Below are 15,613 nucleotides of genomic sequence, written 5' to 3' on the forward strand. Positions count from 1 at the left end.
ATCGTGCTGCTGACCTGCGGCACATGGCTGTTTCACTTCGGCACGTTTTTTCATGCTTATTTCGAATCGCTGGAGACGCCCTGGTCTGGCGAACTTCACTGGTGGGCCATGAGCGTGATGGCGCTGGGCCTGATCATCATGCCTAGCGCCATGTTGCACCTGCTCCTAAGGCTCGCGCGCACGGGCGTGGTGGCGCATCCGCCGTTTGCCCCTGTATTCGGACTCGCCTACGCGCCCCTGATGTTGGTTCCGATCGTGATCGCCCGCTTCGCGGCCGATCCTGAGGGAAGATTTCTCGATATTTGTCGTCCGTGGGTGTGGCCTTACGTGGGCTGGACCGCGGCGGTGAACGTCACCGCGGCGGTCGTTTGCTTTCGGTTGAAGCTCGACGGGCAGGCGCCGTTTTACCGCGTGCTTGGCGTGACCCTGCTCGGCATGACGCTGCTTGTCGGCATCGCGGCGCCGCTGGCGCTGGTATGGCCTGACGGACTGCCGGCGTTACAAACCGTGGCGGTTTTGGCGCCGCTGCTGCCCGTGGTGCTGTTCACTTATTTCGTCGTGCGCTTCAACTTCTTGCAATTGTTTGTCGAGCGGACGCTGTTGTACGCGGCCGTCGCCATCGTCTTGCTGCTGGTCTATCAGTTGGCGCTACACGACGTGCATATGCGGATCGAAGATCGCTATGGGATTAACGTCGAGATTCTGCAGGGTGCCCTGGTATTCCTTCTGATACTGTTGCTGCCGCCATTGCGCCTTCGCATATTGGAATCGCTGCGGTATCTCGTGGCGGGGAAGAGGATCGTCGCGTTGCGCGATCAGATTCGCCGCATCGCGGTACATATCACGGAGCACGCGGGCGAGCCGCCCGCCGAACTATTTGCCAGCTTCGCCGTCGATTTGCGCCAGGCGCTACGGCTGGCCTATGTCTCGGGCTGGTTGGTTGGTGATCGTGGCGAGCTTATCCCGGTTGGCGACGATATTCTGGCGATCGAACCGAGCCAGTTGAAACTTTTGTATGGCGAACTGGCGGCGCAGCCCCATATTCTCTTTACGCGGCGGGATGGCCCCAGCGGCGAGGCGCATAGTGCCATGCATGCGGCTAATGCCTCGGCCGCGATGGCGTTTGCCGCGAATCGCGTACACGGGCTGATCATGCTCGGCCGCCGCGAGCGCAATCGGGATTTTGGCGAGGAGGAAGCCAGCATTTTGATGGTCTTGGCAGAGCAATTGGCGGTTGCCATGGACAACAGTCAATTGCAGGCGCAACGACTGGCCGCCGAGCGCCGCGCGTTTCAGAACGAGCGGTTGACAACGCTGGGATTGCTGGCCGGTGCTGTGGCGCACGAGATCAAAAACCCGCTCTCTTCGATCAAAACCATTGCCACCGTCCTGGGCGAAGACCTGGGGCCAGATAGCCCGCATGCGGACGATCTGCGCTTGATCGTCAACGAAACGCATCGCCTGGCGGTGACCACATCGCAACTTCTAGGCTTTGCCCGTCCCCCGGTAGACGCCGGCGCCGCGGGATCGGTTGTGGCGACTCTCAACGTTACATTGGCCGTCTTGCGGCACCTGGCGCGGCAAGAGGATATCGAACTGATCGCGCATATACCGGCCGAGTTGCCGGCGGTACGCATTGTCGGACCGGCGTTGCAAGAGATATTCTTGAACCTGCTCAACAACGGTATCGAGGCCGCCGGCCGAGGCGGCCAAGTGTCGGTGATCTGTCATCACGAGAATGGTCATGTAATCACCGAGGTTCGTGACACCGGGCCAGGCATCGCCCCGGATATCCAGGACCAACTGTTTCAACCTTTTATCACTACCAAGGAGTCCGGGACCGGTTTGGGGCTGTATATCGTTAGTTGTCGCGTGCGAGAAGCCGGCGGAGAGATCAGTTGTCAGAGCCGGGCCAACCAGGGAACAACTTTCGTGATTCGACTGCCGGTCGCCCACGTATGAAACTGCGGATTCTCATCGCCGACGACGAAGAAGCGGCACGCCGCGGCATGGCCAAGGCGCTCGAACGGACAGGACATGAGATCTTGTTCGCCGCGGACGGACGCGCCGCCATCGACGTGCTCAAAGACGCGGCGCCCGACCTGGTCTTTCTCGATCTGAACATGCCACAGGCGAATGGGCTCGACGTCTTGCGCACGATTGGTCCTACGACTGGTGAAATCATCGTCGTCACAGCCAACGATACGGTGCAAGTGGCGGTCGAGTGCATCCGGCTCGGCGCCGCGGACTATATCACCAAGCCGTACGAAGTGGAGCAGTTGCGGGCGATCGTGCGGCGATTAGAGCGGCGCCGTGAGCTGGAGCAGCGGATCGACTCGTTGGAATCACAACTCGCTACGAAGACGGCTTGCGGCGCTTTGGTGGGCGTCAGTCGACCGATGCAACAGCTATTCGCGCAGATCGAACGCGCGGCCCGCGCTCCGTTGGACGTGCTGATCCGCGGAGAAACAGGAACGGGCAAGGAATTGATTGCCCGCGAGTTGCACCGCCTTAGCCCGCGCGCGGCAGGACCGTTTGTTGCCATCAACACTGCCGCGGTTACTGAATCACTGGCCGAAAGCGAGTTGTTCGGCCACGTGCGCGGCGCGTTTACCGGGGCCGCCACTGATCGGCAAGGCGTATTTCAGCAGGCGCACGGGGGCACGCTATTTCTTGATGAAATCGGCGACATGCCGCCAGCCATCCAGGTCAAGCTACTGCGGACCTTGCAAGAGCGGGTGGTTCAACCTGTCGGCTCGACCGGACAGATTTCCATTGATGTGCGCGTCGTCTGCGCGACGCATCACGACCTGGCAACGGCCGTGCAAAGTGGCGGCTTTCGACAGGATTTGTATTATCGCGTGAAAGGAATCGAGCTAACGGTGCCGCCCTTGCGGCAGCGGCGCGAGGATATTCCGCTGCTGGCCGACTATTTTCTGGGTCGCCTGGCGAACAAGACTGGCGGGGCGCAGGGGACGCTTGCCGCCGCGGCGGTCGATCGCCTGCTCTCGTATCAATGGCCCGGCAATGTCCGCGAGCTGGAACACGTCATCATGGCGGCCGCCAGCATGGCCGCTGGACCAGAGGTTGCCGCGACAGAGCTGGCACTGCCCAGCCATGACCACGAGACGCACGATTGGGCCGACATGGGCGCGCTCGTGGATCTGCCGCTGACCGAGGCCAAGACGCGCTTGGTGGACTCGTTCGAGCGAAAAATGATCACCGCGGCGCTCGAGAAGCACAATGGAAACGTGAGCGCGGCGGCCCGGCAACTAGGAATCTATCGCCAGAATTTGCAGCAAAAGATGGCACAACTTGGTATCGCAAGCGGTGCCGATTAATTTCGGGCGATGGACGGGCCATTTATTAACAACGGTGCAAGCTTCCTGCTGACGAGTGACGTGACGGCTGCTGGTGCGATCGGGAATTGCCAATTCATTAAAATTTGCTGGCAAACCGTTCGGAAAGATTGCACAATGACGGTCCGGTGGGACATCCATTATTGCTGTGGCTGGCAATCCCAAAACCACTCGGGCCCAAAAACACTCGGGATAGGGGAGCAGGATGTTAGAGCGAGGGCAGAATCTCGTGCAGCAATCTCAGCGGATGATCTTCCGCACGAAACTTTGTCGAGAGGTTTGCACGGCAGCGGTTGCCTGCACTGTGCTTTTCGCGGGGATTTTTCCCGCCACGGCGGATCCGACGGCAGACGCCGGTAAATCCACGCCGCCAGAGGAACAAAAACAGCCCGCGCCGCCTCTTTCGCTGGCATACGTTCCCTCCGACGTCGTGGGATTGTTCGCGCTACGGCCCCAGGGTTTCTTTGGGCTGGGCGAATTCAAGGTGCTCGACCGCTGGTTGAACATTCCCGGGACGGATTTTCGGAATCCGATCGCGGTGACACAGATCGAACAGATCACGATGGCGGTCATGCGGCCCAACGCCGATCGTCCGCCTCCCGCAGCGGGTATGCGTCTGGACTTCGACATCAACATCATCCGTTCACGTGAGCCGATCGACTGGGAACGGAAGAAGGAGGCGGTTCCGTTTCGGCTCGAGCCGGCCGAACATGCCGGAAAGCAATATTACACGATTCCGGAGCAACCCAACGTTTGCTTCTGGCCGGTCGACGCGCACACCTACGTCTTGGCCGATCAATGGACGCTCAAGCGAGTGATCGAACAGGCACCGGGCGATGCTGCGCAGCTTCCCTGGGGAGATGCCTGGTCCGAGGTGGCCAATGCCCCGCTGGGATTTGCGTTTGCCTCGGACTGGGCCGCGCAATCGATCACGCAGGGGCGGCGCGATTTGCCGGGCGCGGATACGCTTCTCAAGGACACCAAGGCCCTGCTGGCGTCGCTGGATGCTGAGCACGGCGTTCGCTGGCGCGTCATGCTCAACTGCGCCGATGACGAATGGGCCAACAAGAAAACGCAGGCAGCCAAGGCGCTTATCGGTGCGGCGCGCCTGTTGATGAAGCCCAAGGCGGCTCCCGCACCTCAGCCGGACGGCAAGTTACCTCCCCCCTCGAGCGCCGAGCTGACGAACCAACTTTTAATGTCGGCCGAGTTTGCGCAGTCCGGGCACTGCGCGATCGTGACCATGCGCAGCGAGATCGAAGTACCTGTCGCCATGCAGGTTGTCGTTGGCGCGGTAGGACAGTTTTTTGGTCGCGGCGTGAGTGCCTCTGCCGGTCGTGTGCAATTTGGACGACCTGTCGAAGCCGCGACGACAGCCGTACCGGCGGGCGTGGTCAACTCGCCTGCGATGGCCAAGCGGCGAGCGCTATCTAAGGAGAATCTGGGTCGGGTGGCCGCGGCCCTGGCAAAATATCACGAACGAACCAGTACATTTCCCGCGCGGGCCAGCAAATCGGCCGACGGCAAACCGCTGCTAAGCTGGCGAGTTGAACTATTGCCCGACCTAGGGTACGAAGAACTCTATCGCGAATTCCATCTGGACGAAGCTTGGGATAGCGAGCACAACGCGCCGCTGGTGGCGAAGATGCCGCGCGAATACGGCGGCTCGTTGGCGGCCGACGCAAAGCCGGCCAACGGCAACACGCTGGTCGTGGCCGTGGTTGGGCCGGGAACCTGTTTTCCTGAGGAGGGCACGACGAGCGTGTCGCAGATCGCCGACGGCGTCGCCACGACCGAACTCATCGCTGAATCACGAAGCATTACACCCTGGACCAAGCCTGCTGACCTGGAATTGGATGCGTCCGGAAAATTAAAGGGGCGGCTCGGCGGTGTTCATCCTGGCGGCGTGGTGATTTGTACGGCTGACGGCAAGCCGCACTTTGTCCGCGATGCCAATTTGTCCGTGCTATTGCCAGGGCTAATTACCATCGCCGGAAACGAGACGATCGACCTCAAGGCCCTCGGCGAGGAATGAGGGTCACCGCCGGTATGCCTGGGCGGCATGCGACGGAGAATTGCGGGAATGGGCAGCACAAAGGGGACAGGACGATGCGCGAGGAGCATATTTCTCGGCCAGTGTGCCGTGGGGGCACGGCCTTGGTCGTGGCGGCTTTTTGCCTCGCGCAATGCTCGTGGCTTTCACACAGCGTCGCGGCGGAATCGGCGCCGGCAGCCGTCTCGTGGAGCGAGGCTAGCGCCCTCACGGCGACGATCGATGCGGAACTGGCCTCGCGCTGGAGCTTGCAAAACATCGTGCCGGCGGCTCCGGCCGGTGACGCCGAATTTCTTCGTCGAATATATTTGGACGTGGCTGGCCGCATCCCTTCGGTTTCCGAGGTCCGCGACTTCTTGGAAGACCAGTCGGCCGATCGGCGCGAACGGCTGGTCGATCGTTTGCTCGACGGCCCCGCGTTTACGAATCACTTTGCCCGCACGTGGCGCGCCGCGCTGATTCCGGAAGCGGATGCCAACATCCAACTGCGCTTTTCGTCACCATCGGTCGAGGGCTGGTTCCGCGGACAGCTGCGCGAGGGGCAAGGTTATGACGAGATCACGCGTCAGCTTCTGACGACACCCGTCACACAAGGGGGCCGACCGATTGGCCCGTTTGAACGGCGTACAGCCAGTCCTGTGGGATTTTACTTTGCCAAAGAGGGCAAGCCGGAGAATCTGGCCGCGACGACCGCGCGGACGTTTCTGGGGGTGCGGTTGGAGTGCGCGCAATGTCATGATCATCCGTTTGCCCATTGGAAGCGCGAACAGTTTTGGCAACTGGCCAGTTTTTTTGCCGGCATCGAGCGACAGCAAAAAGACGCCGACTATTCTCCGCTTAACGACGATGGGGTCCGTCACGAGCTGCGCATTCCGGATACCGAACGTGATGTGACGGCCGCGTTTCTCGACGGCTCGGCACCTACCTGGGGCGAAGGAGCGACGGCCCGCGGCAAGCTGGCCGAATGGGTCACCAGCCGTGAGAACCGGTATTTCAGCCGTGCGCTGGCCAATCGGATGTGGGCGCACTTTTTTGGCATCGGCCTGGTCGACCCTGTGGACGACCTCGACGAAAACAACCCTCCCAGCCATCCGGCATTGCTGGACGTCTTGGCCGAACGATTCGCCGGTCATGGATTTCGCATTGAGTATCTGATTCGCGCTATCACGCTCAGCCGTGCCTATCAATTCAGCAGCAGCGTAAGCGACGACAGCCAGCGCGACCCGCGCCGGTTTGCTGTGATGCCGGTGCGCGGTCTTTCGGGCGATCAGCTTTTCGACAGCCTGTCCGTGGCTGTCGGTTATCTGGACCAAAATTTACAGAACGGCCAGGAAGGGCTTGTGAACGGATCACCCCGCAGCATGTTCGTCGACTTGTTCAATAACCAACGCGATAAGCCGATCGACTACGACACCTCGATCATTCAGGCCATGGCGATCATGAATGGGCCGTTTGTCGCCGAGGCTACTAAAGTTAAGGGGAGCGCTATGCTCGCCGCCATTGCGCAATTTCCAGGGTTCGACGCCGCGCAGCGTTTGGAAACGATGTACCTGGCAAGCCTCTCACGGCTGCCCCGGCCAGACGAGGTCGAGCGCCTGACAAAGTACGTCGCCGAGGGGGGGCCGCGCCACAATACCGAGCAAGCGCTGGGGGACGTGTACTGGGCACTGCTGAACTCCAGTGAGTTTTTGTTCAACCATTAGATCAGTCAGAGCGACGCGCGTTTCCGCTACAGTTGTGGAAAAATAATGCCAAAACGGAACGAGGGCCGGTCGTCGTGCCGGCCTCGCTGCCGAGGAGGGTGAGGGGAATGGCGAACGAACGAATCAATATGTCAGGGTTCCCGCAACGCGAAGGACTATCGCGCCGCGAATGGCTGCGCAACTCGCTGGCCGGCGCCTTGGGCGTTTCGGCCAGCGGATGGTTCGAGGCTCTAGCCGCGAGGGCCGCCACGGACACCCGCCGCAAACGATCGTGCATTTTGTTGTGGATGCCGGGCGGGCCAAGCCAGACAGACACCTTCGATCCCAAGCCGGGGCATGAAAATGGTGGTCCGTTCAAGGCCATCCAGACGGCCGTGCCAGGCATGTCGATTTGTGAGCATTTCCCGCGGTTGGCGCGGCTGGCGGAAAACCTGACATTGGTGCGCTCGATGAGCACGAAGGAAGGGGACCATTCGCGCGCCACGTACCTACTGCGTACCGGCTACGTTCCCGGCGGTCCCGTCGCTTATCCGGCGTTGGGGACTTTGCTAGGCAAAACGCTGGGTGATGAAACAGCCGAGTTGCCGAATTGCATCTCGATCGGCGCCATGCCGTTTCTCAGCCCGGCCGCCTTTGGACCGGGCTTTCTCGGTCCGCGGCACGCGGCGCTGATGGTGGGCGGCGGCCAGGTGATGGTTGGGCAGCCTGGCAATAATAGTTATGAACAGCAGCTCAAGGTTCCTAACCTCGCGCCTCCCGCCGGCATTGAGCCGTCGCAGGCCACGGCACGGTTGGAGTTGCTGGCAGACCTGGAGCGCGATTTTGCCCAGACGCATCCTGCGCATGCGCCCCAAAGCCATGTGGCCGCCTATCGGCAGGCCGATCGCCTGATGCGGTCGGCATCTACCGCGGCCTTTGAGCTGGGTCGCGAGCCTGCCTACCTGCGCGACGCCTACGGCCGCAACACTTTTGGGCAAGGCTGTCTGCTGGCCCGTCGTCTGATCGAGCGCGGCGTGCCGTTTGTCGAAGTGTCGCTCAATGGCGTGCAAAACTCGAACGCCTTCGGCTGGGACACGCATCAGAACAATTTCGACGCGCTGAAGGCGATGCTCCCCGTGCTCGATAACGGCTGGTCGTCATTGCTCGAAGATCTAAAAATGCGCGGCCTGCTCGATTCGACGCTGGTGGTCTGGATGGGAGAATTCGGCCGCACGCCCAAGATCAACACCAACCAAGGACGCGATCACTTCGCGACGGCCTGGTCGACAGTTGTGTCCGGTGGAGGGATAGCTGGCGGCCACGTCATAGGCCGCACCACTGACGACGGGATGCAAGTCGCGGACAGACCGGTGACCGTGCCCGACCTGCTCGGCACCATCGTGCTGGCCCTGGGACTGGACCCGCTGGAACAGAATATGTCGAACGTCGGGCGGCCGATCCGCCTGGTCGATCCGAACGCCAAACCGCTGCACGAGTGCCTGGTATGAACAATCGTCTGATCGTGTTTTTTCTACTCTTGATCGTGGGCGCCGCCGTATCCTCGCCGGCGGTGGCGGACGAGCCCGCGGTGATGGCGCCCGCGGACGATCCTACGAACGTGCAGGATCTGGTCCTGCTGCACATTGGCCGGCCGATCATTATTCGTCTGCACATCCGCCTGGCAGGGCAGGGGTATCAGGCCACTTGGGGCGATTGCCTGTGGGATCGCTTTCAAGAACTTGACGCGGATGCCAACGGGTCCCTGGACCACGACGAATTTCAGCGCGGCGACTGGTCCACGTTCACAGAGCGGCGCACCAAGGCGGGCACCGTGCGCGGTGAGGCCATTACGTTTCTCGATTTGGATACCAATCCCCAGGACGACGTCATTTCGTTCACTGAGTTGGTCGAGCAGCTGGCCCAATGTTGCTTCGGGCTGAATCGCGCCGTTCAACGTCGTGCCACGGCCGCGGGCGATCCGCTGTTTGCGCTATTGGACCATGATCGTGATGGCCAGCTCGACAGTCAGGAAATGACAGCCGGGATCGAAACGCTCTACAGATTCGATCGGGACGAAGATGAGATGTTCAGTCAATTCGAGCTGCGCGCCGACGGGAATCCGTTTGCCGATTCCGTTTACGAGAACCCAGGCCAGGCGGGGCAGGCCAGCGGAGAGTTGATACTGGCGCCGATACCTGATCAAACGGCCGAGGCGGTTTGCCAGGCCATCATGGCGCGCTACGATCGGCCGGCCCAGGGTGAAACGCCGGCCGACCGCCGGCTCTCGCGCGAGGAATTGCGCCTGGCGGACGATCAGTTCGTCGCTGCCGACGCCAACGGCGATGGCGGAATCGACGCCGCCGAATTGCAAGCCTGGTATACGAGTCGACCCCCCGATGCAGAGCTCTCGGTCGTGCTCGATTCGGGCGTGCCGAACGACAAGCGGTTGCAAGTGATTAACTCGACCGGTGCCAGCGAATCAGGAATTGTGCAGAGTGCGGTCGCCGCGGACGGCTCGCTCGTGATTCGCGGAACCGCCTTCGAGCTGGACGTGCGGGCCAGCGGATCGGGCGAGCCGAAGCAGGTGGCAGAATCGGCGCGTCAGCTGTTTAAACGCGGCGACATGGACAAGAACGACTACCTGGACAAAAACGAACTGCGACGAGTGCGCGGCGGAGCCGAATTCTCGCGCATTGACAAGGACCACGACGGCAAGATCTTCGTCGAGGAATACGTCGAGTACATCACGCGGCAAACCGAGATCGCGTCGCAACGTACGAGTGCCGTTTTCTCCGATCGTGGCAGCACGTTGTTCGAGCTCATGGACACCAACCGTAATGGCCAACTGGCGACGCGCGAGCTGCGAACCTTGCCGCAGGTCGTCTCCGGCTGGGATAACGATCACGATGGCAAGATCAAGCACGACGACATTCCGCGCCGCTATCAGTTGCAATTCGCGCCGGGGGCCGGAAACGCGACAGCAAACAACGTCGGTACGTTTACCGTTGCCGCGCGCAGCCCCAACAATGCGCGTCTCAGTGGTACCGGCCCGGAGTGGTTTCAGCGCATGGACCGTAATCGCGACGGCGATCTCTCACGACGCGAGTTCCTCGGAACGCGTGCCGATTTTCTCAGGCTCGACGCAGACCACGACGGACTGATGAACCCCAAGGAAGCCGAAGCCCTGGGCACGGCAAAGTAAATCGCCTAACGCGGCACGCGTGGCAATCCGTCGGTGTTTGCCAGTCGCCGGGCAACCCGCTTTTTTGGGCTTTGCATTGGGGCAGCAGGTGCGAGGCCTTGGGGAAGCGGCTTTTCACCGTTAGGCCGGCGCAGCCATAGCGACGCCACGGCGATTTCCGCGGCCAGCGCCGCAAGCATCTGCTTGTTTTCGTTGAGCATGTCAGCGACGCCTTTTAACGATGCCCATTGATCGTCGGCCGGCATGGCCCGCTCGAGTGAAGACGACTCCTGCTGATCGACCGTAGCTTGGCCGCGTTGTGTCGCGTCCGCTATGGCGATACGCGCTGGCTGTTGAGTGCCATCCCATTCGAGAATCGCGGCATCGTGTACGGCCCAAGCGCCGGGCTGCGACGATCCGCCAGCTTGTGCGACGTGTCGGGCTGCAGCGCGATCCTGGGAAGCGATGCCGTGTTGTTGCACGGCCTGAAGTGCGTCTTGGTCCCCTGTGCCCTGGACGAGCGCGGCCAACTCGGGAAGCGCCACTACAAAGGCCTGAACACTGATACGCGTGGGCTCGAGCGCCGGGCGCGCCTGCGGATCGCGCGCCGCGAGGAACTGCGCAAAGTGGGATTCATCCGCTTGCGAATCCAGCTGATGTTCCTCGGCGGCAGAGAAGGTCGCCGACAACCAGCGCGGGCTATAACTACTGACGGCGCTAGTCGTGGCCGAGGTAGCATTGGCGGCAGTCGTGCTCGTGACAGCGCTCGCGACTGTGATCATGCCGGTGATTGCGCCTGGCGCTGGTGCGGCCAGCACCCTCGCCGCCGGCGCGGGAATGTCTGCCGAAATAGGCTCAATGATTTCGATTGGCCCTGAGCTCAGCAGCGTTGTCGGAGTTGACTTGCTTGCGCCGCTGGGATCAGGCGTTGAAACAGGATTCGTCGGTCCGTTCACCGCGATCGGATAAGACGGCGGTAAGGGCGACGCGATCGGCGCTGTTTCTGGTGGCGTAAGAGGATCGTGCCCGAGAATCGGATCGAGCTTTAGCGGCGCGAAAAGACCGGGCGGCTCGCCATCAAGGCCCCCATCCGACGCGGTGACGGGCGGCAGGCCACCAGACGTGACTCCCGCGGTGGCGGCCCCGCCTGTGGCGGACACGGTTATGCCTGCCGGAGTGGTCGAGGTTCCCAAGTCGTTTGTGATACTGATCACAGGGAACCCGCCGAGCGCGGTGAGCTTCCCGAGGTCCGCGATGCTTGTGCGTAAGACGAAGTTGCCTGCGCCGGTCGCGGACAGGGGTGTCGCGACCTCGCCGAACGAGATGCTTTGTGCCGAAGCAACCGGCAGGGCGCTCAGCATTTGGCGCGGTTCGCACAGCTCGAAACGGCAGCGGCGATGTCGAGATCGGCCCCGGTGGGATGTCTTGCCCATAGTTTGCATTCCGGTCTGAAGTGGATGGTCTTCCGGTCGGGTGAGTTACAGTTCTACTCGGCTACTCGAGGACGCACGACGCGCGGTACCTCGTCCGACAGAACGCGCGGCAGCAAAGGCAATGCCGTATCGATCGTCATATCAGCAAGCCGGCTGGCGGCTGCGGTTGGTTGGTCCAGAGATTGCTCCAGGGATTTCGATTGCTCCAGAATCTGGGCTGCGCGGCCGCTATGGGGGCTGGCGCTATCGCTCTGCTCACTGGCCTTGACCACTCGTTGCAGGTTGGCCTCGTGCGCCTCGAGGTACGACTGCGCTTGCTGCCAGTGGGGCGATAGATCAAGCGCCTTGCTCTGCCAATTGATAGCTTCGCGGTAGGCGGCCTGCGCGCGATCGAACGCGCGTCGGCTTTCGCAAGCCAGGCCAAGATTGTTGCAGATCGCGCCCAGACGGCTGGCATATTCAGGCGACTTCGAGTGCGCGCTGGCGAGGCGCGTGAGGTTAGCTCGCGCGCTGTCGAACTGTTCGATGGCGGCATCGTGGCACTCGCGTTGCGCGAGCAAATAGCCGAAGTTATTTTGCGATACGCCGAGGTCGCGTAGAAAGGCAACGACTTGAGGCGCCCGCTCGGCAAGTTGCTTCTGCAGGTCGATGGCGCGCTGGTAGGCGGCCGTGGCCTCGTCGAGGCGTCCGTCCCTCGTTGCCAGCGCCGCAAGATTGTTGAACGTGGTGGCCCATTCTGACTGCCACCGCAAGACTTGCGGCTCTTCATCAGCCAGTTGTTCGAATGCGACGGCTGCCTGACGATAGGCCGTCTTGGCGTCGGCCCCGGATGCCTGGCTGCACACGTATCCGAGTTGATTGTACGTGGCGGCCAGATCGCCGCGCTGCTGCGGAGACGCGACGCCCGCGCTTAACTGCATATCAATGGCCCGTTGCAGGTGTTCGCGGGCCGCGACCAACTGCCCCCCTAGCCCTAGCGCCGCGCCGAGATTGGCATAACTCAGCGCCAGCGACCGCTGCCCTGCGGCATTCTCCGGCTGGCGCTTTACCAGTTGGCTGTGCAGTTGGACCGCCGCACGCAAATGAGACTCTGCCTCACGGATTCTACCGGCGCGCAGGTAAATCAGCCCCAGATTGTTCTCGCACAGGCTAAGCGGCTGCGATTGATCTTCGCCGTCCTTTTCCGTTTGCAGAGCTAACCAGAGTTGTTTTGCCGCGCCGTATGCTGCGCACGCCGCTTCGTCATCGCCAAGCTGCTCGTTAATCTGCCCGGACCGATAATAGGCCGAAGCTGTCTCAGCGCGCACGGTCGCATCAGACGACGGCTGCGCGACGAACTTCCGATAGTACGAGAGAGCCTGGGTCAATAGCCGGTGGCGCACGCGTTCGGCACCGGGAATGTTGGTGAGATCCGCCGCGATGCCGGTAAAAACCTCGTCAACGGCGTGCCGGGCATCTTGCAAGTGCTCCGCCGCGCGCTCGTGATTGTCGCTCGCCAACATGAGCGCGCGCTGCGTCGCTGTTTGCGCCCGCCACACCAAGGCGGCGCTGACCGCGGTGCAGATCATGATCAGCAATAGGGCAACGCCGGCCGCCGCCACCAGGCGGGCATGTCGGCGGATCCACTTGTCGCACTGGTCGATCAGGGTGGCTGGTCGGGCAATGGTGGGGCGGCCATCCAGAAACGCCCGCAAATCATCTGCCAGGTCGCGGGCCGAGGCGTATCGTCCGTCCGGCGCTTTCGCTGTCGCCATGGCAATGATGCTGTCTAAATCGCGTGGCACGCGCGCGTCGCAACGCGCGAGCGATGGCAGCTCGTCCTGCTCAATCTGGCGAATCAATTCCTGGTGCGACTGCCCGTCAAAACCCGGGCGACCCGCAATCAACTCGTACAGCGTGAGGCCGAGCGAGTAGATATCCGTGCGATGGTCGACAATGCCCGGCTTGCTGCGCAGCTGTTCCGGGCTCATGTAGCGAAGCGTTCCCAGCAACTCGCCGCTGGCCGTCTTTACGTTATCTCGTGCGGTGCGTGCCAGGCCAAAGTCTGTGACCCACAGCTCTCCTTCGCCGCAGATCATAAGGTTCGAGGGTTTGATGTCGCGGTGGACGATGCCCTGTTCGTGCGCGTGATCCAACGCATCGGCGGCTTGCACAATCCACTGCACCAGCTTATGGCAATCCGCAGCGAGCGCCGGGAAGCCGACGGGGATTTCCGCCGAGGCGCGAGTGAACGTCCCGTCGTTCCTCTGCGCAGGGCCGCCTGGCGTCGCACGATTATGAATCAACTGCTCGAGGGTCTGTCCCTCGATCAATTGCATCACGTAGAAGTGCAGGCCGCGCTCGCAGCCCACGGCAAAGACGGGCACGATATGGGGATGCTGCAATTGCGCGGCGGCGAGCCCCTCGTTTTTGAAGCGCGCCAATTGGCGCTCGTCGAGCATCGAGGCAAACGGCAGGACTTTCAGCGCCACCCGGCGCCGCAGCGAAAGCTGCTCGGCTTCGTAAACGACGCCCATCCCGCCGCGGCCGATCTCGCAAATGATGCGAAAGTCGCCCAGCCGGCTGGGCATGGGGGGATTGGCCGTCGTGTCGTCGCCGAGCGGCTGGGCCTGGCACAACATTTCAACCCAGGGCAGATAAGGCGCGAGGTGTGCCGCGTGTTGCGGATGCTGGGCCAGGAACGCCTCGCGGTCGGGACGCAGTCCCTGTTCAAGTCCCGACAAGTACGATTCGAGTCGTTCCGCCAGGTCGGGACCAATTTCGCCATCGGCCTCCAACATCAGACTCGCCTGCGACATTCGATCGGTGTTCACGATAAACCCTCGTCGGTCAGTGATTGTCGTAGTCGGTCAATGGCCCTGACCCACAGCATTCTGGTGGCGGCGGCCGTTCGCCCCAAGCGCTGTGCAACCTCCTCGAAAGAGAGCTCTTCCAAGTGGCGCAGCACCAGAACGTCGCGGTATTGCGACGGTAGCTTTGCCAAATGGTCGGCCACGGTTGCCGCCCGTTCTGACGACTCGGCTCGATCGATCTGCGCAGGGACGGCGGCGCCGAACACCTGCTCTAGCCGGCAGGACGATTGATCGAAGGCCCGGGCGATGGCATCCAGCGAAACCTCTCTGCGCACATCCCGCTTTTGTGCGGCCAGATGGTGTTCGACAAGCCGGGCGATATTGCGGACCAGGATTTTGCGCAACCAGGCGACAAATTCCGCCAGAGTCGTTCCGCGGAATTGGACAAAGTCGCGATAGGCTTCGAGAAATGTGTCTTGCACGACGTCGGACGGCGTCGCACGCGGCAACAACTCGGGCGTCAACTGCGAACGGGCAAGAATGCGCAAGTAGTTGCGGTACAGCTCCAGCAGGGAACCGAGCGCCCCGGGACCGGCATCTTTTGCCGACTTCAAGAGTTGCGCCGCCGAACGATCTGATACGGCCATGAGCGGCTCGATATTAAGGATCCATTCGCCGCTACAGTATAAGCATCTCAACGGGGAGTAGGCACTCGCGCGGGTCGACAGATTTTGACTACAGGGGCTGCCCCGGCAGGCGCTACTTTAGTAGGCCGGAAACGACCCGGAATTGTCACGCGGATTTATCGCCGCGAGCAGGCGTTTTTTGCTACGAGAGGAGGCCCTGCGTCTGTAAATTCTGATCTGCAAGTAGGTTGCGGGGCGTGTGGCGACGGCGTGGCGGTAAAAAAGTAGCTCCCCGTTACGGTGTTTACTGCGAATGTTTGCTAACGATGCCAGAGACTTCGTTGCGCGTTAGTCTCGAAATCGGCCTCGTTACCTAGGGGCGTAAATAAGGTCATGGCGCGGCCAGGGGCAACGCGTTCGCGCTGGCGATGCTTCTAAATGAGCATCGTATGGCTGGTCCGATTTGAGGGAGGGAGTGCTCGGTGGC

Annotated in this window: 9 protein-coding genes; 6 read left to right on the forward strand and 3 right to left on the reverse strand. The window is 61.8% G+C overall.

All coding sequences use genetic code 11. The features are described 5' to 3' along the window. The 6 genes from VGG64_06705 to VGG64_06730 form a co-directional block, all read left to right on the forward strand. A partial coding sequence (locus tag VGG64_06705; GenBank protein ID HEY1599273.1) for an ATP-binding protein occupies nucleotides 1-1,962 on the forward strand: 1,962 nt, incomplete at its 5' end. Continuing rightward, a complete protein-coding gene (locus VGG64_06710) occupies nucleotides 1,959-3,341 on the forward strand; it encodes a sigma-54 dependent transcriptional regulator (protein HEY1599274.1) in 1,383 nt (460 codons plus the stop codon). The genes VGG64_06705 and VGG64_06710, both read left to right, overlap by 4 nt. A 223-nt stretch (nucleotides 3,342-3,564) precedes the next feature. Next, the gene (locus tag VGG64_06715) at nucleotides 3,565-5,394 is read left to right on the forward strand and encodes a DUF1559 domain-containing protein (protein ID HEY1599275.1); all 1,830 of its coding nucleotides are present in this window, start codon (nucleotides 3,565-3,567) and stop codon (nucleotides 5,392-5,394) included. A gap of 74 nt (nucleotides 5,395-5,468) precedes the next feature. Beyond that, complete coding sequence (locus tag VGG64_06720) at nucleotides 5,469-7,115, forward strand: DUF1549 and DUF1553 domain-containing protein (GenBank protein HEY1599276.1); 1,647 nt, start codon at nucleotides 5,469-5,471, stop codon at nucleotides 7,113-7,115. 107 nt (nucleotides 7,116-7,222) lie between these two features. Further along, a complete protein-coding gene (locus VGG64_06725; GenBank protein HEY1599277.1) occupies nucleotides 7,223-8,602 on the forward strand; it encodes a DUF1501 domain-containing protein in 1,380 nt (459 codons plus the stop codon). Next, nucleotides 8,599-10,296, forward strand: a complete 1,698-nt coding sequence (locus tag VGG64_06730) for a hypothetical protein (protein ID HEY1599278.1) — start codon at nucleotides 8,599-8,601, stop codon at nucleotides 10,294-10,296. Before VGG64_06725 ends, VGG64_06730 begins: the two co-directional genes overlap by 4 nt. A gap of 5 nt (nucleotides 10,297-10,301) precedes the next feature. Here the strand turns inward: VGG64_06730 and VGG64_06735 are convergent, their stop codons facing one another. From VGG64_06735 to VGG64_06745, 3 genes are all read right to left on the reverse strand, one after another. Further along, nucleotides 10,302-11,636 carry a hypothetical protein gene (locus VGG64_06735; protein HEY1599279.1) on the reverse strand — a complete coding sequence of 445 codons (1,335 nt, stop codon included), beginning with the start codon at nucleotides 11,634-11,636 and terminating at the stop codon, nucleotides 10,302-10,304. A gap of 125 nt (nucleotides 11,637-11,761) precedes the next feature. Next, the gene (locus tag VGG64_06740; GenBank protein HEY1599280.1) at nucleotides 11,762-14,521 is read right to left on the reverse strand and encodes a protein kinase; all 2,760 of its coding nucleotides are present in this window, start codon (nucleotides 14,519-14,521) and stop codon (nucleotides 11,762-11,764) included. Further along, nucleotides 14,518-15,147 carry a sigma-70 family RNA polymerase sigma factor gene (locus VGG64_06745; protein HEY1599281.1) on the reverse strand — a complete coding sequence of 210 codons (630 nt, stop codon included), beginning with the start codon at nucleotides 15,145-15,147 and terminating at the stop codon, nucleotides 14,518-14,520. Before VGG64_06745 ends, VGG64_06740 begins: the two co-directional genes overlap by 4 nt. Nucleotides 15,148-15,613: the final 466 nt, after the last annotated feature.

It is taken from the genome of Pirellulales bacterium, from assembly GCA_036490175.1.
Lineage (GTDB): Bacteria > Planctomycetota > Planctomycetia > Pirellulales > JACPPG01 > JACPPG01.

Excerpts from the sequence above, each read along its gene's own strand:
- VGG64_06710 (HEY1599274.1), top strand. The coding sequence starts at position 1,959 with ATGAAACTGCGGATTCTCATCGCCGACGACGAAGAAGCGGCACGCCGC.
- VGG64_06715 (HEY1599275.1), top strand. The coding sequence starts at position 3,565 with ATGTTAGAGCGAGGGCAGAATCTCGTGCAGCAATCTCAGCGGATGATC.
- VGG64_06720 (HEY1599276.1), top strand. The coding sequence starts at position 5,469 with ATGCGCGAGGAGCATATTTCTCGGCCAGTGTGCCGTGGGGGCACGGCC.
- VGG64_06725 (HEY1599277.1), top strand. The coding sequence starts at position 7,223 with ATGGCGAACGAACGAATCAATATGTCAGGGTTCCCGCAACGCGAAGGA.
- VGG64_06730 (HEY1599278.1), top strand. The coding sequence starts at position 8,599 with ATGAACAATCGTCTGATCGTGTTTTTTCTACTCTTGATCGTGGGCGCC.
- VGG64_06735 (HEY1599279.1), bottom strand. The coding sequence starts at position 11,636 with ATGCTGAGCGCCCTGCCGGTTGCTTCGGCACAAAGCATCTCGTTCGGC.
- VGG64_06745 (HEY1599281.1), bottom strand. The coding sequence starts at position 15,147 with ATGGCCGTATCAGATCGTTCGGCGGCGCAACTCTTGAAGTCGGCAAAA.